This is a genomic window from Achromobacter sp. (assembly GCF_049647645.1).
GTDB lineage: Bacteria > Pseudomonadota > Gammaproteobacteria > Burkholderiales > Burkholderiaceae_B > Achromobacter.
The window spans coordinates 17503-37277 of sequence record NZ_JBARYB010000074.1 but is presented as its reverse complement, the minus strand read 5'-3'; the positions used below and the strand labels follow the sequence as shown (position 1 = coordinate 37277).

General features: G+C 65.3%; 17 protein-coding genes and 1 pseudogene. 12 read left to right on the top strand and 6 right to left on the bottom strand.

The features are described from left to right. Positions 1 to 68: 68 nt before the first annotated feature. The 7 genes and pseudogenes from WBB14_RS08750 to WBB14_RS08720 all read left to right on the top strand — a co-directional run. The gene (locus WBB14_RS08750; protein ID WP_424239475.1) at positions 69 to 788 is read left to right on the top strand and encodes a hypothetical protein; all 720 of its coding nucleotides are present in this window, start codon (positions 69 to 71) and stop codon (positions 786 to 788) included. After that, positions 785 to 1639 (top strand): Flp pilus assembly protein CpaB, encoded by an 855-nt coding sequence (gene cpaB, locus WBB14_RS08745; protein WP_424239474.1) that lies wholly within the window; start codon positions 785 to 787, stop codon positions 1637 to 1639. The genes WBB14_RS08750 and cpaB overlap by 4 nt, the downstream gene beginning before the upstream one ends. Continuing rightward, positions 1636 to 3006, top strand: a complete 1371-nt coding sequence (locus tag WBB14_RS08740) for a type II and III secretion system protein family protein (RefSeq protein ID WP_424239473.1) — start codon at positions 1636 to 1638, stop codon at positions 3004 to 3006. Before cpaB ends, WBB14_RS08740 begins: the two co-directional genes overlap by 4 nt. Then, a complete protein-coding gene (locus WBB14_RS08735; protein WP_424239472.1) occupies positions 3003 to 4697 on the top strand; it encodes an ATPase, T2SS/T4P/T4SS family in 1695 nt (564 codons plus the stop codon). Before WBB14_RS08740 ends, WBB14_RS08735 begins: the two co-directional genes overlap by 4 nt. Continuing rightward, positions 4694 to 5539 carry a type II secretion system F family protein gene (locus tag WBB14_RS08730; protein ID WP_424239471.1) on the top strand — a complete coding sequence of 282 codons (846 nt, stop codon included), beginning with the start codon at positions 4694 to 4696 and terminating at the stop codon, positions 5537 to 5539. The genes WBB14_RS08735 and WBB14_RS08730 overlap by 4 nt, the downstream gene beginning before the upstream one ends. 13 nt (positions 5540 to 5552) lie before the next feature. Beyond that, positions 5553 to 6425 carry a type II secretion system F family protein gene (locus tag WBB14_RS08725; RefSeq protein WP_424239470.1) on the top strand — a complete coding sequence of 291 codons (873 nt, stop codon included), beginning with the start codon at positions 5553 to 5555 and terminating at the stop codon, positions 6423 to 6425. After that, positions 6422 to 6658: pseudogene (locus WBB14_RS08720) on the top strand (DUF192 domain-containing protein); the annotation flags it as partial. The gene WBB14_RS08725 and the pseudogene WBB14_RS08720, both read left to right, overlap by 4 nt. Positions 6659 to 6664: 6 nt before the next feature. On the opposite strand, the gene WBB14_RS08715 reads toward WBB14_RS08720, so the two are convergent. Beyond that, positions 6665 to 7468: a BPSS1780 family membrane protein gene (locus WBB14_RS08715; RefSeq protein WP_424239469.1), complete on the bottom strand. Its 804-nt coding sequence runs from the start codon at positions 7466 to 7468 to the stop codon at positions 6665 to 6667. A gap of 65 nt (positions 7469 to 7533) precedes the next feature. Beyond that, on the bottom strand, positions 7534 to 8502 hold the full coding sequence (locus tag WBB14_RS08710; protein ID WP_424239468.1) for a homoserine kinase: 969 nt from the start codon (positions 8500 to 8502) through the stop codon (positions 7534 to 7536). A gap of 185 nt (positions 8503 to 8687) precedes the next feature. On the opposite strand from WBB14_RS08710, the gene dusA reads away from it, so the two are divergent. After that, complete coding sequence (dusA, locus tag WBB14_RS08705) at positions 8688 to 9704, top strand: tRNA dihydrouridine(20/20a) synthase DusA (protein ID WP_424239467.1); 1017 nt, start codon at positions 8688 to 8690, stop codon at positions 9702 to 9704. Between the two features lie 29 nt (positions 9705 to 9733). Here the strand turns inward: dusA and WBB14_RS08700 are convergent, their stop codons facing one another. Further along, complete coding sequence (locus WBB14_RS08700; protein ID WP_424239466.1) at positions 9734 to 10192, bottom strand: CBS domain-containing protein; 459 nt, start codon at positions 10190 to 10192, stop codon at positions 9734 to 9736. A gap of 38 nt (positions 10193 to 10230) precedes the next feature. Then, positions 10231 to 11544, bottom strand: a complete 1314-nt coding sequence (locus WBB14_RS08695) for a YihY family inner membrane protein (protein ID WP_424239465.1) — start codon at positions 11542 to 11544, stop codon at positions 10231 to 10233. A gap of 17 nt (positions 11545 to 11561) precedes the next feature. Here WBB14_RS08695 and WBB14_RS08690 point away from each other — a divergent pair, with 17 nt between their 5' ends. From WBB14_RS08690 to WBB14_RS08680, 3 genes are all read left to right on the top strand, one after another. After that, on the top strand, positions 11562 to 11933 hold the full coding sequence (locus tag WBB14_RS08690) for a DUF2069 domain-containing protein (RefSeq protein ID WP_424239464.1): 372 nt from the start codon (positions 11562 to 11564) through the stop codon (positions 11931 to 11933). Then, positions 11930 to 13417: a protein adenylyltransferase SelO gene (locus tag WBB14_RS08685; protein WP_424239463.1), complete on the top strand. Its 1488-nt coding sequence runs from the start codon at positions 11930 to 11932 to the stop codon at positions 13415 to 13417. The genes WBB14_RS08690 and WBB14_RS08685 overlap by 4 nt, the downstream gene beginning before the upstream one ends. Positions 13418 to 13631: 214 nt before the next feature. Beyond that, on the top strand, positions 13632 to 14351 hold the full coding sequence (locus tag WBB14_RS08680; RefSeq protein WP_054458575.1) for a response regulator transcription factor: 720 nt from the start codon (positions 13632 to 13634) through the stop codon (positions 14349 to 14351). Between the two features lie 15 nt (positions 14352 to 14366). Here the strand turns inward: WBB14_RS08680 and WBB14_RS08675 are convergent, their stop codons facing one another. Further along, positions 14367 to 15923, bottom strand: coding sequence for a sensor histidine kinase (locus WBB14_RS08675; protein WP_424239462.1), 1557 nt, complete (start codon positions 15921 to 15923; stop codon positions 14367 to 14369). Continuing rightward, a complete protein-coding gene (locus WBB14_RS08670) occupies positions 15908 to 17881 on the bottom strand; it encodes an EAL domain-containing protein (RefSeq protein WP_424239461.1) in 1974 nt (657 codons plus the stop codon). The genes WBB14_RS08675 and WBB14_RS08670 overlap by 16 nt, the downstream gene beginning before the upstream one ends. Before the next feature lie 511 nt (positions 17882 to 18392). Between WBB14_RS08670 and WBB14_RS08665 the strand changes: the two genes are divergently transcribed. Beyond that, on the top strand, positions 18393 to 19775 hold the full coding sequence (locus tag WBB14_RS08665; protein ID WP_424239460.1) for a putative bifunctional diguanylate cyclase/phosphodiesterase: 1383 nt from the start codon (positions 18393 to 18395) through the stop codon (positions 19773 to 19775).

The following is a 19775-nucleotide window of genomic DNA, read 5'->3' as shown; positions in this document are numbered from 1 at the left end:
GGCTGTGTCTTGCGCCGTCTTCTACGGATTGGGTTGTGCCGTGGGGTAGCGGTTGGCGGACCTTGGCGGTGGCACGGACACTGCGCCTGTTGTTGGCTGGCGCATTGGCCGTCGCTGCAGTGGGGGGGCGCGACATTGCCGCTGCTCAGGATCTCGCGATTGGCTCCACGGAAGCTGGGGCTGCCAGCAAGGGCAGGCGCGGCGTCGCCGCGCTGGAGGCGTTGCGTTTTCCCGCGGGTTCGCGGCGCGGGCTGCTGGCGGAAAGTATCTGGCTGCATGGAATCCCGGCGCGCGTGCTCATTTTCGACACTCCGCTCAGCACGCCCGAACTGATCCGCCACCTGTCTGCGCAGCAGCCCGCTCTGGCCGACCTCAACGTGTTGTCCGGCCAGGCCATTCTGTCGGGTCAGGTGGGGCAGGAACAATGGGTCGTCCAGATGGAAGGTCTGGGCGTGCGTCGAACGGCCGGCAGCGTTTCGGCGATCAGCCTGCTGGCTGCGCCAGATTCTCCGTCGCCCGCCTGGCTCCCGGTGGGCGCTCGTCTGAGGCTGGACGTGGCGGTGATGGAGGATGGTGTGCAGGTCTCCGAACGTATCTGGCAATACGCCTTGTCGCCGCGACAGTTGGCTCCGTTGCTGGAGGAGCGCCTGATCCAGAACGGCTGGCGTCGCTTGCCGCCGTCCGAGGAGTCGGCGCATTGGTGGGCGCGCCCGGGCGCGCGCATGAAGCTGTCGCTGGTGCCGCTGCAAGGCGGCAGCGGGCTTCTGGTCAGCGGAAGAACGCCATGAAGAACTGGATCACCCCTGTCCTGATGCGCCTGCGCAGAACCGGCGTGTACGCCATCGCGCTGATCGCGGGCCTGGTATCGGCGTGGGCGGTGCGAGAACACGTGCAGCAGCGGGTCCAGGCGCTGGAGGCCGAGGCGCGCACGCCGATGGTCAGCCGGCTGGTCGCGGCGTACGACCTGCCAGCAGGCACGCAACTCGAAGAGGTGCATCTCGCCGTGCGCGAGATCCCGGAGCCGTGGGCTTCGCGGGCCAGCATCGATCCCCTGGATCTTTCCGGCTTGCTTGGCGCCATCCTGCTGGCCGATGTCGCCAATGGTGAACCCTTGCTCCGGGGGCACTTGACGTTTACTGCGCCGGTCCCGGCCTTGGCATCCCGACTGCGTCGCGGGCAACGCGCGCTGACGGTGGCGGCCACCGACCTGGGCGGCCTGGCGGAGGTGTTGCGCGTGGGCGACGCCATCGATATCTATGTGAGCTTTACACATCGCCAGCAGGACCTGACCGTGCCTCTCCTGCAAGGCATGCGCGTGCTGATGGTAGGGGGCGAGGCCGATGGCGAAAACAAGGGCGGCAACATCACCTTGGCAGCGACGCCGGAAGAGGCGATGCGATTTGTGGCGGCCAGGCAGACCGGGGTGCTGACAGCCATGCTGCGCCATCGCGATGACGCCGCCGTAGTCAGCGGTGCCGTTCAAGGCGACCTTGCTTCGCTGATCGGATTGGACCTGGAGCCCCGGAATGCGCCCGGCGTGGCCATTTTGTACGGAGACCGGCTGGAGTCCTCGGCAGGTGAAGCAGCCATGGCGATGGAAACTGCCGTTCCGACTCGGCTTAAAAGGGGGCGGCCATGAGGCGTGCCGTCATCAACATGTTTGCCTGGGCGTTATGCCTGGTCAGCACCGCCGCGTGGCCGGAGGATCAGGCAATCGAACTCCAGGTGGGCGAAACGCGGATCCTGTCGCACCCCGGAGTCAAGCGCGTGGCGATAGGCAACGGCCAGGTGATCGGCGCCATCGAGGCCGAAGGGCGCGAGGTCGTCGTGTTCGCCCGCGCCGAGGGCGTATCGTCCCTGCATGTCTGGGCCAACGGCGCCCGCGTCAAGGCCTATGAACTCAGGGTGGTGCCGGCCGGGGCGCCGCGCCTGCGGGCGGAAGTCGAGGCCTTGCTGGCCCGCATCCCTGGCGCGCGCAGTACCGAGGTGGGCGGCCGCATCCTGATCGAGGGCGACGATCTTTCCGACGACGACCGTTTGCGCATCACGGCCCTGGCAGACCGCTATCCCGCCGTGCTGGATTTCACCGGGCAAGTGGGCTGGGACCGCATGGTGCAACTGGACGTGCAGGTCGTGGAGATTCCTACATCGAAGCTCAGGGACCTCGGCGTGCGCTGGGACGGGATGTCTCAAGGCGGCATCAATGCCGGCCTGGCCTGGGATGCCGGATCCCGGGGGCGCATGAGCCGCCCAGGCGAGGAAATCATAGAGACATTAGGCCCGGTTTCGTCGGCGGCCGGCTACTTCGGCGTCAATGCACTCCTGTCGTCCCGCATCGCGATGCTGGCTCAAAGCGGGGAAGCCGTGATGCTGGCCCAACCTCAATTGCTTGCGCGTAGTGGCGCCAGCGCAACTTTCCTGGCCGGTGGCGAGGTTCCTTACTCGTCGACCGATACGCGTGGCAATTCGACCACGCTGTTCAAACCCTACGGCGTCATGCTCAGGATTACGCCCCGCGTCGACCGCAACGGGGTCATCCGATCCTTGATCGAGGTAGAGGCGAGTTCGGTGGACAACGCGCTGAGCGTGCCGGGCGGACCGGCGCTGCGCACGCGCCGCGCATCCACCGAATTCAACGTGCGGTCCGGCGATACGCTGGTCATCGGCGGCTTCCTGTCGCGCGAGCGGGACGAGGCAAGCGACGGTCTGCCATGGCTGAAGGACGTCCCGGTCCTGGGCGCCTTGTTCTCATCCCGGCGCTATCAGTTGCGGGAAACCGAGCTCGCCATATTTGTGACGCCCAAGCTCATTTCTCAGGCTGAGCCCGCCATGGCGGACCGCGTGCGGCGTGGACGTGGCGTGCTGGAAGCAGCTTTTCCCGCGCCGCCCCGGCTGGGCACCGCCGTGCCTGCGCCTGCAGGTTGGGATGCCTACGCGGGCGCGGGTTCGCAATGGGGGGCTCAACCTGACGGCGTCCCGATATCTCCATCGGAAGTAAGGCCATGATCGATATAGAAATGATGTTCGAGGACGCCACGGTACACAGATCGACGGTGGCCGCTCCCGTGCTGATCGGACGCGGCGCGCATTGCGGCCTGCGCATCGTGAACTGGCGGGTGGGACGCCAGCACGCCCGCCTGTCATGCGAAGAGGCCGGTATGGTTCTCGAAGACCTGGGCACGCTGGGAGGGACGCTGGTGAATGGCGAGAGGATCGTGCGCCATGTACCGGTACTGCCCGGCGACGAAATACTGATCGGCCCTTGCCGGCTGCGCGCATCGCTGGCGGTCGCCTCTGAGCGCACCGGGGAATCGAGCGGGCGCGCGTCCGACAGCGCCGCGCGCAACTTGGCCGCAGCGCAGGATCCGCCGATGCTGGCCGCGCCAGCATCGCCGTTGCAGGTTCGCCCTGCGCTGCATCAGTTGCAGGAGCGCCGGCGCCTGCATGGAGCCTTGCTGGCGGCGCTGGACCTGCGCCGCCGTGACGTGGCCGGCATGAGCGACGGCATGCTGCGCGCCGAGGCCGAGCGGCTGCTGACGCACATCGTCGCCACGGACGCGGATTTGCCGCCGGGGGCGGACCGGGCGGCGCTTTGCCGCGAGGTGCTGGACGAAGCGGTCGGTCTGGGGCCTCTGGAGCCCTTGCTCGCCGCTGCCGACATCACGGAGATCATGGTCAACCGCCATGACGAGATCTATGTCGAACGCGCCGGGCGTCTGTCGCGCCATCAGGCGGCCTTCACCAGCGAGCAATCGTTGCGCTGGACCATCGAGCGCATCGTCACTCCCCTGGGGCGGCGCATCGACGAGAGCTCGCCAATGGTGGACGCTCGCCTGGCTGATGGATCCCGGGTGCACGCCATCATTCCGCCGGTGGCCATGAGGGGCGCGAGCCTCACCATACGCAAGTTTCCGCAGCGGCGTCCCGGCATGCCCGATCTGATCGCGGCGGGCTCGCTGAGTGGCGCCATGGCGCAATTCCTTGCGCTCTGCGTGAGGTTGCGCAGGAATCTGGTGGTATCCGGAGGCACGGGGGCTGGCAAGACGACCTTGCTCAATATCCTGTCCAACGAGATTCCCGATGGCGAACGCGTGGTCACCATCGAAGATGCAGCGGAGCTGCGCCTGAACCACGATCATCTGGTGGCGCTGGAGGCGCGTCCCGCCAACCAGGAGGGGCGTGGACGCATCGATATCCGCGAGCTCGTGCGCAACGCCTTGCGCATGCGGCCAGACCGGATCGTCGTGGGCGAGTGCCGCGGGCCGGAGGCATTCGACATGCTGACCGCCATGAACACCGGCCACGAGGGATCCCTGACGACGCTGCATGCCAACTCGCCTCGCGATGCGCTGGCGCGTCTGGAATCGATGATCCTGATGGCGGGCCTCGACCTTCCCCTGGCGGCCGTGCGCGAACATATCGCCGCCAGCGTCGACATCGTGGTGCAGCAGGCCAGGTTGGCTGACGGGCGGCGCGTCGTGACGTCGATCGCGGAGATCGCCGGTATGGAAAGCGGGCGCATACAGCTGCAGGATTTGTTCCGGTACGACCGCGTCCGGGGGTTCACCGGTTGTGGTGCCTTGCCCGGTTTCGCGCGCGATGGGACGCAGGCCGACGAGGCCTTCGATCCTGCCTGGTTCTCCGAAACGGAAAAGGCAGCGCCGGGACTTGCAGTCTTTTCGCAAGGGACGCCATGATCTGGCTAGCGGCGGGGGCCGCCATGATTTCGGTGCTGCTGCTCGCGTGGCGCGCGCAGGGCTGGTTTGCGCCTGCGCTGCGCCGCTACCGCGAGGTCTACACCCAGGAGGCGGGCTTGCGCCTGAGCGAGGTGTTCCTGTTCATAGACCCGGCCCAACTATGGGCTGGGGCGGTGGCCTGCGCCACGGTGGCGGCAGCGCTAGCCTTTGCCGCGACAGGTAGCGGCCTGGTGGCCGCCCTGGCGGCGGTGTTTGCCTCACGCTTGCCCCGGGTGCTCGTGAATGCGCTGCGGCGCCGGCGTGCCCGGCGGTTCGAACAGCAACTGCCAATGGCGTTGTTGATGCTTGCCTCAGCCTTGCGCGCAGGCGTGGCACTGACGACAGGCCTGCGCCACGTCGTCGAACAAAGCAGCGCGCCCCTGGCCCAGGAGTTCGGCTTGATGCTGCGTGAGCAGCGCATGGGAGTGCCGTGGGACGCCGCACTTGAAAACCTGCGCGGCCGCATGCCAGCCGATTCGACCGCTCTGGTGGTGGCGGCGATGCGCATCGCGACGCAGACGGGCGGCAATCTGGCGGAGGCGCTGGAGAGCATCGCACAGACCCTGCGCGCCCGGTTGCAATTGCAGGCGAAGCTGCTGGCGCTGACTTCGCAGGGGCGTTTGCAGGCCTGGATAGTAGGGGCGTTGCCCCTGCTGCTGCTTGCCGTGCTGGACCGCCTGGAACCGGAAATCATGGGTTTGCTGTGGCATACGCCCGTGGGTTGGGGCGTGCTGGCCATCGTGGCGGTGCTGGAGACCGCGGGCATGCTGCTGATCCGGCGCATTATTCGGATCGATATCTGAAGGGGACGCTGCGATGTGGCTGTACTTGAGTCTGTTGACGGCCGCGTTGGCTGCGGGGTGGCTGGCCTGGGTGATCTTGAAGCCATTGTTGCTGGACGGTGAGGGCGCGTCATCGGCCTTGCCGTGGTGGTGGCGAGCGGCTTGGCCCTGGATTTCGGCGGTGGCGCCCTTGGCGGGGCCTTTGTGCACCTGGCGTTGGCGCATCCGGCTGACTCGCGCGATCGAGCGGGCGGCATTGCCCGCCGGTATCAGCTACGCGCATGTAGCGGCGCTGTGCTGGAGCGCGGCAATAGCTGCAGGCGGGTTGACGGCGACGGCGGCCACCGTCCTGGCGCAGGCTCGCTCCTGGAGTTGGATTCCTTGGACGGTAGCGTCTGCCCTGGCGGCTGGCATCGTGCCGGGCCTCTGGCTACGGAGTTTGAGCGTCAAGCGGCGGCGCAGCATCGAACGCGACCTGCCTTTCGTTTTCGACATGATGACCTTATGCGTGGAAGCGGGGCTGAGCGTGCACGGGGCATTGCAGATGGCTGCGCAGAGCGGGCCGGCCGGCATATTGCGCGATGCATTGGCCGATGCGCTGGCGGAAATGCGTGCGGGAGTCTCCCGGACCGCGGCGATCAAGGCCCTGGCGGAACGCAGTAACAGTCCGCTTGCGCGCAATTGGGCTGCCGCCTTGGCGCAGGCCGAGGCGCTGGGGATAAGCCTGGGGCCGGTGCTGCGCGCGCAGGCGGCGCAAAGCCGCAGCGATCGCCACGTGCGCGCCGAACAACTGGCGATGCAGGCGCCCGTGAAGATGCTGTTGCCGCTGATTGGCTGCATCTTTCCCTGCACGTTCATCGTGCTGGCCTTCCCGGTCATGGTGCAATTGCTGCAGAGCGTGCAATGAGGAGCGGCCAGCCTCCGGGGCTGCGCGGCAGGCTCAGGTTGCTCAAGGTCGCCAGCTGGTGTGGCCGCGCCCGCGGCTTGCTGGGACGCAAGCCGCCAGGGCCGCGGTCCGGCATCTTGTTGATGCCTTGTGCCGCGGTGCATACCTTTGGCATGCGTTATGCCATCGACGTGGCGTTCATCTCACGGCAGGGAAGGGTGCTCGCGGTACGCAGGGCGCTAGCGCCCCGCCGCGTGGCATCATGCCTGGGCGCCGTTGCCGTCGTCGAGATGCGCGCCGGTATTCTCGATGCCGAACACGGAGGTATAGGCCGGATAGAAGCTGCAGTACAGCACGCCACCCGCGGCGATATTGAAGGGAATCTGCAGCGTCCCGGCAAGCTGCGGCGACAGGCCGAGCGCGACCAGGAGGCCGGCGCAGAGATCGATGAAAAGAAACACCAGGATCCAGGTGGCGCCGTAGACCAGGAACGGCAGCTTGTTGCGCCAGCAGGCGATGCCGGAGAAAAACAGCGCCTGGACCAAGCGTAGCCCATGCCAGGCGACCAGGACGGGCGCATGCCAGAACAGCGCCGCGATCACGACGTACGTGATCGCGAACAAAGTCAGCGGAACGGCCATGGCGGACAGGATGGGCTCCATGGATTTTTCCACGGAGGCGATGCGCATGCCCTCGACCATCGCGTCGGTGAACGGCAGGAAAATAATCAGGCCGCAGGCAATGCAAAGTGCCGCGTACAGCAGCCCCATCAGGAACAGCTTCCTGAACACGCCGGGCTGCTTGAGCGGCTTGGCCCACATCGAGGGCAGCATGATGCGGTCTGCTTCGACATGTTTGCACGCCGATAGCGTCATCAACGTGATGATGGGCATCAGCGCCACCACCAGGATGGGGCCGACTGGCGGCGTTGCCGTGGCGAAGATGACCAGGAGGCTGATGGCCATGGCCCAAGTGAACATGGCCAGTGGTTGCTTGCGGAACAGACGGAAGCCGTCTCGGACCCATTGCCAGCCGGATGTTGCGGGTAGGAATGCTGCTTGCATGGCTCTTTAAAGGGGGAGATCTCTCAAAAAGGGACGCGCTATCCCCATTATGGGGGGAGCAACAGTTACGGCAATATTGGCAGACCCGGGCGGTGGCGTGCTTGCAACACTCTTTCGAAATGCCGGGGATCGTGGGGTTTGAGGGTCTGAGCCGGCCGCGGCAGGAAAAAGTCGTATAGGCGCGATATCCAGAAGCGCAGCGCGGCGGCGCGCAGCATCAGCGGCCAGACCTCGCGTTCCGCGTCAGTGAATGGGCGCACGGCCGCATAGGCCGCCAGCCAGGATTCGACCAGTTCGGGCACGAATTCGCCCGTGTCGCGCTCGATGCACCAGTCGTTGACGCTTACCGCGACGTCGAACAGCCAGGTATCGCAGCCAGCGAAGTAGAAATCGATGATGCCGCCCATGAGCGGATCCTCGAAGGTGCCGGCAAACAGGACGTTGTCCCGGAACAGGTCGCAGTGGGCCGGGCCGATCTGCAATGCCTGCCAGGCCGGCGTCGCGGCGGCGGTCTGCTGGTCGGCCAGCTCCGACGATAGCAGTTGGGCCTGCGCCGGTTCCAGGAAGGGCATGACCTTGGGAGCGGTTTCCAGCCACCAGGACAGCCCGCGCAGATTGGGCTGGTGCAGCGGGAAGTCGCTCGCTGCCAGGTGGGCACGGGCCAGCGTGGCGCCGGCCAGGGCGCAATGCGTCGCGCCGGGCGCGGGTTCGTAGCCGCCCGGCAGGCGTGAAACGATGGCGCAAGGCTTGCCGTGCAGCGTCGTCAGGCGGGTGCCGTTGCGCAGGGTCTGGGGCCGGGGCACCGGGATGTCCCGCTCGGCCAGGTGGTACATCAGTTCGATGTAGAACGGCAACTGGGCCTGCGTGAGCACCTCGAACAGCGTCAGCACATACTCGCCGCGGGTCGTGTACAGGAAGTAATTGGTATTCTCGATACCCGCCGTAATCCCGCGAAGCGAGACAAACTCGCCCAGATCGAAATGCGCCAGGAGGGCGCGAGCGTCGTCTTCGGAGACAGGGGTGAATACGGCCATTGATGTGCGGAATCTAGGGGTTAGCGGACGCGCGGGCATGCCTGTTTCGGCTGCGGCGGCGCAATTTTAGACCACATGGCGGGCCAGGCTGTCCGCCATCTGGTGGAGCGGGCGGAGCCGCCGGCCGGACACAAAGCCGCCAAGCACCGTAAAATACCGCATCCCCTTGTTTTGTAGAGTGATTCTTGGACTCCCCCGACTGGCGGCTGTGCGTCGCCCCGATGATAGATGTGACCGACCGCCATTGCCGCTTTTTCCATCGGCTGCTGGCGCCGCGCGCACGCTTGTACACGGAAATGATCACCACCGGCGCGCTGCTGCACGGCAATGTCGAGCGCCACCTGGACTTTGACGAAACCGAGCATCCCGTGGCCCTGCAGCTTGGCGGCAGCGAGCCCGACGCACTGGCGCATTCGGCCAGACTTGGCAAAAAGTGGGGTTACGACGAGATCAACCTGAATTGCGGCTGTCCTTCGGAGCGGGTGCAGAAGGGCGCTTTTGGCGCCTGCCTGATGGCCGAACCGTCCTTGGTGGCCGATTGCATGAAGGCCATGCAGGACGCCGTGGATATCCCGATCACCGTCAAACACCGGCTTGGGCTGGACTATGACGAGTCCTATGAGTTTGTCCGCGATTTCGTCGGCAAGGTCTATGACACAGGTTGCCGGGTGTTCATCGCGCATGCCCGCAACGCAGTGCTCAAGGGGCTGACGCCCAAGGATAATCGCGAGATTCCGCCCTTGCGCTACGAGGTGGTGCGGCAATTGAAGCGCGACTTCCCGGATTGCACCTTCGTGCTCAATGGCGGCCTGGCCGACGCCGAGCAGTCCGTGCGCGCCGCGGGCGATTTCGACGGCGTCATGCTGGGCCGGGCCGCCTGGCATACGCCGCGGGTGCTGTCGGAAGTGTCCCTGCAGCTGTGGCCGTCGCTGCGGCTGCCCAGCGATGCGCAGGTGGTGGACGCCATGATGGAATACGCGGCGCGGCAAGTCGCCGTCGGCGTGCCCTTGCGGGTGATGACGCGGCCGATGCTGGGGTTGGTGAACGGCCAGTCGGGCGCGCGCCGTTGGCGCCGCATGCTGTCCGATCCGGCCCTGCTGGCCGCGAACAACCCTGAACTGATTTACGATGCCTGGCGCAGCCAGCGGCATGCGCCTGATATGCGCGGCGCCGCGATCGAAGCGGCGCCGGCTGGGGTGTGACCGCTGGCCAGCTACGGCTGGCCGCCGGCTCAGGACTTGGCGGGTTCGACGCTTTCCGTCGGCCAGTCGCGGATATAGGCTTTCAGCATGTTGTTTTCGAATTGCTGCGCCGCGACGATGGCCTGGGCCATGTCGTAGAACGAAATGACGCCCATCAGGGTGGGGCCGTCCATGACCGGGATGTAGCGCGCGTGCTTTTCGAGCATCAGGCGCTGCACTTCGTCGGCGCTGGTATTGGGCGACACGCTGACCGGAGCGTCGTCCATGATGGAGCGGATGGTGGTGTCGCCGGCGCCGCCATGTGCATGCATGTGGCGGATGATCTCGCGGAACGTGAGCATGCCGGTCAGCGTCCCGAATTCCATGATCACCAGCGAGCCTATGTCCTGCTCGCTCATTGTTTGCACGGCCTGGGACACAGGCATGTCGGGCGACGCCGTATAGAGCGTATCGCCCTTGACGCGCAAAATCTCGCTGACCTTCAACATCGGTTCCTCCTGGGCGGACTACGCCCTGATCCTATTTGCTAGTTCTTTTTCGCTTCCAGCTGCAGTACTGGAGCGATTCCATTTTCAGTATTTTGCGCTTCTCCGCAGACTTCTTCCAGCGTGGGCGTATTTTGCTGCGAAATCACGGCCGAGGCGACTCGCAATATTTCCGGGTCATTGCGGACCCTGGGCTGGCTGCGATCGAGCAGAAAATGATCCACCACGGGCGCCATCGAGGTATTGCGGGCATCGCAGGTCAGAACCCAAAGGCCTTCAGGGCTGCGCGTCGCCAGCCCCATTTCAGCCAACGTTTCCAGCACTTCGTTCAGTTCGTCCTGGTGCAGCCGCAATTGCGCGGCCAGGAGATTTGCGGGCAGTCCCGGCGGATTGGCCGCCTGCGCCTGGCGCAGCGCGCGCAGCGCATCCACGGCATCCACGAAGGGCGCGCCGGGGTAGCGGTTGATTTCCCAGCGGCCCAGGCGGATAAGGGGTGCGCTGGAAGCCAGAATAGCCCCCAGCAGCACGGCCAGCCACGATAGGTAAATCCAGAGAAGGAAGATCGGCAGGGTGGCAAATGCGCCGTAGATGACGGTGTAGGTTGGGAAGCGCGTCAGGTAATAGGCGAACGCCGACTTCATGATTTCCAGCACGACCGCGGTCACGCAGCCGCCGACCAGGGCGTCGCGCCATAGAACTTCGCGGTTCGGGACCATGACAAACAGCGTGGCGAAACCGAGGGCGGTGAGTACCAGCGGGATGAACGACACCGCGACGCTGAGGGCTTCAGGCACATCGCGGACCAGGCCCAGCGATTCGCGCGCCACGAACGAGGTCGCCCAAAGGCTGGCGCCGGCCACGACCGGCCCCAGCGTGATGATGGCCCAATACACCAGCGCGCGCTGCCGCAGGGGGCGTTGGCGCGTCACATGCCAGATGTCGTTGAACGCCTTGTCGATCGTCATGATCAGCAACAGCGAGGTGATCAGGAGAAACACGCCGCCAATGGCGGTCAGGCGTGAAGCCTGGCGCGCGAACTGGTTCAGGTAATCCATGATGTTGTCCGACACGGACGGGGGCATCAGGCTGTTGGTCAGGAAATCCTCGAGCGCAACGCGGAATTCCTGGAATACCGGAAAGGCGGTGAACAGCGACAGGACCACCGCCAGCATCGGCACGATGGCCAGGACCGTTGTGAAGGTCAGGCTGGACGCCACTTGCAGCAGTTTCTCTTCACCGGCGCGTTCGGCGCTGAAGCGCACAACGCGTCCGGCCCTCGCGATCCATGAAGAGCGCGGGGTCGAGTGCTCGGTGGCCGCCGGCGTAGTGGCGGCAGGCTCGGCGGGGCGATTCATCAGGCGATAATAGCAGCATGAACTCCGAACTCAATCCCCGTTTGCGCCTGCTGGCCTCGGTTTCGCTGTTCGCCCTGATCGTGCTGTGCGTCACCTGGGAAACCGTGGTGGCGCCCGTGCGGCCCGGCGGTTCCTGGATGCTGCTCAAGGCCCTGCCGCTGGCGTTTCCGCTGCGCGGCATCCTGCGCGGGAATCTCTACACCTACCAATGGGCGTCCATGCTGTCGCTGCTCTACCTGATGGAGGGAGCGGTACGGGCCATGTCGGATCCGGCCCCGCTGTCCGTGTTGATGGCCTGGGGCGAGATCCTGCTGTCGGCCATTTTCTTCCTTAGCGCCATTTTCTACGTGCGGCCCGCCAAGCGGGCCGCCAGGAGGCAACGCGCATGAGCGCCCATACGCTGTCCGACCTGCGCGTCGTCAATTCCTTTGCCGCTTTACCCGCGGCGTTCTACACCCGGCTTGCGCCCCAGGCCTTGAACAAGCCGCGCCTGCTGCACGGCAATGCGGAGGCGGCGGAGCTGATCGGCCTGGCGCCGTCGGCCCTGTCCACGCCCGAATTCCTGAACGTGTTTTCCGGCGCCCAGCCGCTGCCGGGCGGCGACACGCTGGCGGCGGTTTACAGCGGCCATCAGTTCGGCGTCTGGGCTGGCCAGTTGGGCGATGGGCGCGCCCATCTGTTGGGCGAGGTCGTGGGGCCGCAGGGCAACTGGGAACTGCAGCTCAAGGGCTCGGGCATGACGCCCTATTCGCGCATGGGCGATGGCCGCGCGGTGCTGCGTTCGTCGGTGCGCGAGTACCTGGCCAGCGAGGCCATGCATGGCCTAGGCGTGCCTACGACGCGCGCGTTGGCGCTGGTGGTTTCCGATGACCCCGTCATGCGGGAAACCGTGGAGACGGCCGCCATCGTGACGCGCATGTCCCCCAGTTTCGTGCGTTTCGGCTCTTTCGAGCATTGGTCGTCGCGCCGCCAGCCCGATTTGCTGAAAACGCTGGCCGATTACGTCATAGATCGCTATTACCCGGAATGCCGGGAGACCGGCGCGGGCGAGGCCTCGAACGACGTGGCGCCATATATGAATCTGCTACGCGCCGTCACGCGGCGCACGGCGCTGCTGATGGCGGATTGGCAGGCGGTGGGCTTCTGCCATGGCGTGATGAATACCGACAATATGTCCATACTGGGGTTGACGCTGGATTACGGCCCTTATGGCTTCATGGACGGTTTCCGCCTGGGCCACGTATGTAATCACTCGGACTCGGAAGGGCGTTATTCCTGGAACCGCCAGCCGTCGGTGGCGCTCTGGAACCTTTACCGCCTGGGCGGCAGCCTGCACGCGCTGGTGCAGGATGTGGAGGGCCTGCGGGCTGTCCTGGACGAATTCGAGGCTGTGTTCACGCGCGCCTTCCATGACCGCATGGGCGCCAAGCTGGGCCTGGCCGCATGGCGGCCGGCCGACGAAGCGCTGCTGGACGATCTGCTCAAGTTGATGGACGCCAATCAGGCTGACTTCACGTTGACCTGGCGGCGCCTCGCCGACGCCCTGTCGGGCCAGCGCGCCGCGTTCGAAGACCTGTTCATCGACCGGCCGGCGGCGGGAGCGTGGCTGGACCGCCTGGTGGAGCGGCATGCGCAGGATGGACGCCCGGTGCAGGATGTAACCGCAGGCATGAATCGCGTGAATCCGCTTTACGTGCTGCGCAATCACCTGGCAGAGGAGGCGATCCGGGCGGCCAAATCAGGCGATGCCGGCGAGATCGACACCTTGATGAAGCTGTTGCGCAACCCGTACGAGGCCCTGCCAGGGCATGAGCGGTATGCGGCACTGCCGCCGAATTGGGCAGGCAGCCTGGAGGTCAGTTGTTCCTCGTGATACTGGCGGCCAGCCATGCAAAGCAGAGATGGGTGAAAGCGGTTTTCCCGGGATTTACGGGAAAATAACTGTTTGGACAAGGAATATCGCAGTTTTTTTCACTGCAATCATTCGTTTCCATTGTAAAAGACGTAAGATTGTCGCCAACGGAATACCCGGGACTCTGCGTCTGCGGGGCATTTGTCGATAATCTTCAAAATAAAGCACTCTAAATATGGCTGGCGCAGATGGTTTGCTGTGTATCGGTCTGCTTGAGGATGACGCGGACTTCCGGGAGGAGTTGGCGTTAGGCTTGGGTGGCTATGGTTTCCGGGTGGCATTTGCCTGTGATAATGCTGCGGCGTTTTATCGTCGGTTGCAGGAGCAGCCCTGCGATATCGTCATTCTTGACGCCCACCTGCCCGGAGAAGACGGTTTCTCCGTGGCGACCCGCCTGCGCGCGCTTAGTCCAGTCGGTATCGTCATGCTGACGGGCCGCAGCGCGTTGGAAGACCGGGTGCGCGGCCTGGAAGGCGGCGCCGACGTCTATATGACCAAGCCCGTGGATCTGCTGGAACTTAGTTCGGTCATCCGCAGCCTGGCTCGCCGGATGCGTTTGGCCAAGGCGCCGCGTCCCGTGGATGCGGAAACGCGGGCCACCGCGGATACCTCGTGGTCCCTGCAGGACGGCGGCTGGATCCTGGTTGCGCCCGATGGCGCTTCGCTGCACCTCAGCGCGCAGGAGCGGACCTTCCTGGTCGCCTTGATGGATGCCGCTGGCAGCGCCGTCAGCCGCCAGGTGCTGGCGGAATTGTTCCTGCCGGACAGCCCGGGCGGCTTTGAACTGCGTCGCATCGATGTGCTGGTCAGCCGTCTGCGCGCCAAGGCGCAAAGCGCGGGCCTAAAGCTGCCCGTGCTGTCAGTGCGTGGCCAAGGTTACGTGTTCGCAGCCTGAAGACGCCAGCAGCGGTCAAGCCGCCGGAGCGCTGGACGGCAAGGTGACGACGAAGCGCGTGCCCACGCCTACCTCGCTTTCCATGGTCAACGAGCCGCCCTGGTTCTGGCAGATGCGCCGGGCCAGGTAGAGGCCGATGCCCATGCCTTGTGTCTCCCGGTGCGCCGAGCGCCGGAAATGCGGTTCGAAGATATTGGCCTGCTCCTCCACGCCTATGCCGGGACCGCGGTCAGTAACGGCTACCCAAGCCATGGGAATGGCCCCCACCCGGGTTTCGCCGGTTTCTATGCGGACGGGCTCATTCGCCGGCGAATACTTGATGGCATTGTGGATCAGATTGCGCACCACCACGCTGGTCAGGGGGCGGTCGCAATAGACCGGCAGGGAGGCGCCGGCCTGCAACATCAGCGCATGCGCCGTATCGGGTTGCATCGAGGTGACCACGTCGCGTACTAGATCCGCCATGTCCGTTTGTTCCCTGCGGGGCGTCCATGCCTGCTCGCCCAGCCTGTCCTGATTCAGCAGCTGATCCATGAGTTCGGTCATGCGGGCGACCGAGCGATGAATGCGCGCCAGGCGGTTGTCCACGGCTTCGCCGCTTTCAGCAAGAATCATGTCCAGGGACTGGGCTGCCGCACTGACGGTGGCTAGCGGTGCGCGCAATTCGTGCGAGATCAGCGCATTCATCTGGCGTTGCGTATCGAGCGCGCTGGCCAGTTCTGCCAGCCTCAGTTCACCCTGGGCCAGGTGTTCCGCATCGCTGTGTTCGTGGCCCGCGCGTTTCGATTCCTGCTGCGGATGGCAGTGTTGATCGATCGCCAGCAGGATCAAGGCACTCGATACCAGCAGTAGCCGCGCCAGTTCGGCGATCGTTCCTGGTGCGTCCTGGGGCAACCAGGCGTCATGCCCAAGTAACCATACCGAGATGCCGTAGGCGCCAGCCAGCGCTAGCGCGGCCGCGCGCCTGGGTGTTTTGCTTGCGGCGCGGATCAGGAACCAGGCGGCCAGCGGCAGGCTGGCGATGGCGCAGGCGCTGGCGATTGCGGCGGATGCGATGCCGTTGCCCGGGTCGTAGGCGATTATCAGCGCCAGTATTGCGACTATCGTCAACGTCACGCTGGCCCAACGGCAGGCTGCTGCCAGCTTGGTGGCGGCCGCTCCCGCAAGGATGGGCGCGGTGAGCGCGAGCAAGGCCGCATAGGAGCCCGCTTGCAGCGCTGCGGGCGGCAAAAGCGTGGGCATGGAGCGGAACACGCCTTCGAGCAGCGTGAATGCCAGCCCCGCGCCATAAATCGCATTGCGGGTGGCCGCCCACGCGACGGCACAGGCCACGCCACCGGCCGTGGCAACGCCGGCCGTCAGGCCCAGATGCAGGTCTTCGTGAGAGACGCCCAGGCCGTAGGCCTGGACCGCGCCGGGACCGAGGAGGGCGCACAGCAACAGTCCCAGGCGCGGCAGCATGGCTTGCCGGACCTTGGGGGTGTTGCCGCTGCGGCGCGGGCGCAAAGGCCAGCGGATGCGAAAAAGCCAACAGATGCGAAGCAGCATGCCTTCCGTCAACTGGAAACCCATGGATGATCAGGTGCGAGGTCGTGCGTCTGGGCGGAGTTTACGACAGGCCCGCGCATGGCATGGACGCCGAGGCCCGCCAGGACGTTTTGCGTGGCGAGGTCAGGCACGTCTTCGGCGTAGACCGCGATATCCAGCGCCGCGGCGGTCGCCACCACCGTGGCGGCGAGGTGCTGGCTGCCTGGGCTGTGGAGCAAGCCGGCAATGAAACCGCCACATAGCTTCAAATATGACAAGGGGAACTCGTGCAGATGCTCGATGGCGCCGAACTGGTACGACAGCCGGCTCACGCCGATCCGGGCGCCGGCAGCGACGACGATGTCGCAAAGCGGGTGCAAGTCGGCCCCTTGCGCGGCCAGGGCCGCCGCGTCGATTTCCACGACCAGGCGCGCGCTCAAGGCCGGTCGGTCGGCCAGCATGCGCTGTAGCCGGGACTGGAACGACGGCTGGGCGATTGATGCCAGCGATATCGGCACCGCCAGCGCGCCAGGGCGCGCGAACAGCCAGTCCAGCCCCAGGCGGATGGCTTGTATGTCGCACTCGGCGGCCAGGCCGAGGCGGACGGCCGGGGGCATGAAGATTGAGGCCGGCACGGGATCGGCGCCGGTAGTGTCGTGCAGGGTCAGGCTGGCTTCCTGGTGCAGCAGGGCGCCGGACAAGTCGTGCAGGGGCTGCACGGACAAGGAGAACCTGTGCTGTTCGAGCGCCGTGACCAGGGCGTCGTGCCAACTGTACTCGCCGATGTGCGTACTGTCCGGCGCGCGGCTAGCCGACGCGATCTGGTCGTCGTCGGCGCTTTCGGCGCACATCAGGGCGTGGTCCAGGCGCGCCAGCGTGTCGCTCATGCCGTCTCCTGGTGCGTAGGAGGCCATCGCCAGGGCCCAGCGGCAGGACTCATGCTTGTCCATCGGTACGCGCAGCGAGCGCAGTTCGCGGCGTACCCGCTCGGCCAGCAGGCTGGCTTGCGGCGCCGAGGTGCGGGGCAGCAGCAGCGCAAAATCAGAACCGCTGATGCGCGCGAGCATGGCGGCCGGACCGCCGAATTCGGCGACCAGCTTGCGCAGCCGGTCGGAAGCTGAGCGCAGCCACTGGTCCGTGAAGGCGCGCGAGAGATGCCGGTTGATTTGCGCCAGGTCGCGCTGGCGGAACATCAGTAGGTGGCCGCCGGCTTCGGGGTCTTTTTCCGCCAGCGCCAGCCTGAACTGATCGACAAAATACTTGCGATTGTGCAGGCGGGTGATGGGATCCTTGTATATCTCGCTCTGAAGCGATTCAATCCGGGCATTCTGTTCCTGGACGGTGGCGGCGACCATGCGTTGCGCGTCCACCAGCGCCTGATCGACGCCAGCCAGCTCGCACGTACCGTTCAATGCCTTGCGATTGCCCGGGGCCAGCGCGCGCACGCGCTCGCAGATGTCGCGCGAGGTGCGCGCTTCTGTCCGCCGTGCCAGATTGAGGGAGAACAGGATCCACAGCAGGCCTGCGGCCAGCATCAGCCCCAGGACCCGCACGCCGCCTTGCCACAAGGTGTCGCGGGCTTCCCGCGAATCCGCCTGCACGGTGACGATACCCCGCGCGCCGCCGTCCGGCGCCGCGTAAGGCCGCGACACGGCGGGCGCTTCCATGCTCAACCAGGTGTCGCGCCAATCGTGCTCTCTGGACTGAGGGTCGGTTTGCGGCGTTTGCCGTTCGATGGCTGGGGCGCCCTTTTCGTCGGTAATGCGTACCAGGGCGTAATCTCCCCCCGCGTACAGCTCATCCGCCAGCGCCATTCGGTCGCCTGGGCTGGCCGCCGCGTGCGACAAGGCCCAGGCGAGCGCGGTGGCGCCGTCGTCGCTTTGCTGCGCCAACTGCGAGCTCAGATAGCGGTGCGCGGCCAGCATCCCCACCGCCTGCGCGGCGAACAGAACGAGGCCGATCAGAAGAGCGGTGAAGAAAAGTAGCCGGCGGAATGTGGACATGTATTTGGAGGTTCCCTTCCTGGCCGCTGCATGGCCTGAACTGAGGACTGCCAGGTGTCCGGTTGGAACGGCGTCGGGTCGCGATCAGCGCGAGAGGGCCTGGATACAGGGCGTGACACGAGTCACTAATACATCAGTGGAACAGCAATTCTACATGTCACAGAACGTGCCGAATATTACTAAATTCATGCCGTAAGGGGGCAAGCTGTGCAATTATTTCGATGGAGCCCGTTTTTGAATGACAACTATCGAGACAGCGTGTATTAATTTTTCGGGTGTACCTGTCGTAAGTAGTAGGGCGAGCATGGCACTAAGGGCCGGCGCAAGCCTTCGTGGCCCATCCCGAACCTTCCGTGAGCAACCAGAGTAACCGTAGGAATACAAGGGAAAGAGGCGCGTTGCCTCTGAAGTGTGGCGTTTTTTGCGAAAATAATGCATATTTTAAAAAATGTTACAGTCCTTGGGTTCTCTTTCGAACCGCAACGCCAGGGGCTTATGGATAGGGGGCTTCGTGCGTGAGAGTTACCTGCTCGCACTGTGCCTGACGCTTGCGGGCGCACTTGTAGCGATGTGCTGGGTCTTCGTGCGCAGGGAGCGCCTGTTGCGTCAACGGCTGACGCGCGATGAACTGACCGGTGTCCTGAGCCAGCAGGAATTGCACCGGCGCGCCCGTGCCTGGCTTAACAATGCCGAGGGCCGTTCGCGCCGGGGCGCGTTCTTCCTGGTGAGCTTCGAACAATATGCCGAGATCAGCGCCATGTTGCGCGCGGGCGAAGATCAGGCCCTGCTGGTGCAGGTGGCCAACCGCCTGGGCCTGATCTGCAGGTCCATGGGCGGCATGGTGGCGCGCTCCGGGGCGGACGCGTTCACGGTCTGCGCACCTGATGTGGACGAAGCCGGGGCGGCCCAGGTGTCGTCCAAGCTGCTGGAAGCCCTGAGCGCTCCCTACGAGTTGGGCGGACGTCCGCTGATGGCCATGTTCCGCGTCGGCGCGGCCCTGTATCCCGAGCATGGCCGCAGCGTGGAAGAGCTGCAGCGCTGCGTGCAAGTGGCCTTGCTGCCACTGAAGGAGCGCGGCGGGCCGGGCTGGAACCTGTTCGATTTCCGCATGCTGGCGCGCCAGCGCGACCAGCAGGGGCTGGAAAACGACCTGCGGCTGGCGCTCACCACACCCGCCATGGAACAGTTCGAACTGTATTACCAGCCGGTCTGTGACAGCAGCACCGGCACGGTACAGGGATGCGAGGCGCTGCTGCGCTGGCATCATCCCGTGCTCGGCAGCGTATCGCCTGCCGTCACCATCGAACTGGCTGAGCGCAGCGGCCTGATCGTACCGCTGGGGGCCTGGATCCTGGAACGTGCATGTACGCAGGCGGCGTCATGGCCGGCGACCTGGCGCGTGCATGTCAACCTGTCAGTCAAGCAGATGAACGAGGATGGCCTGGTCGAACTCGTGTCCAATGCGCTGGCGGCGGCGAACCTGGCGCCGCGCAAGCTGGTGCTGGAAATCACGGAATCCCTCTTCATCCTGCACTACGAACGTCATGTGAAAATCCTGAACACGCTGCGGGCGATGGGTATAGGCGTGGCGTTGGACGATTTCGGCTGCGGCTATTCCAGCTTGAACCATCTGCGCTGCCTGCCCATCGATTGGGTCAAGATCGACCGCAGCTTCATCTCCGCGCTGGAATCCGATGCCGGCAGCCGCGAGGTGGTGTCCGCGCTGTTCGGCCTGTGCCAGGCCATGCATCTGCCGGTGGTGGCGGAGGGGGTCGAAACCGAGGGCCAACGCGAGATTCTGAAGTCCCTGGGATGCCGGGTGATGCAAGGTTTCCTGTTGGGACGTCCTGCGCCTGCCTCCGAAATCCAGGCTTTGGCCTCGGCGGTGTCATAA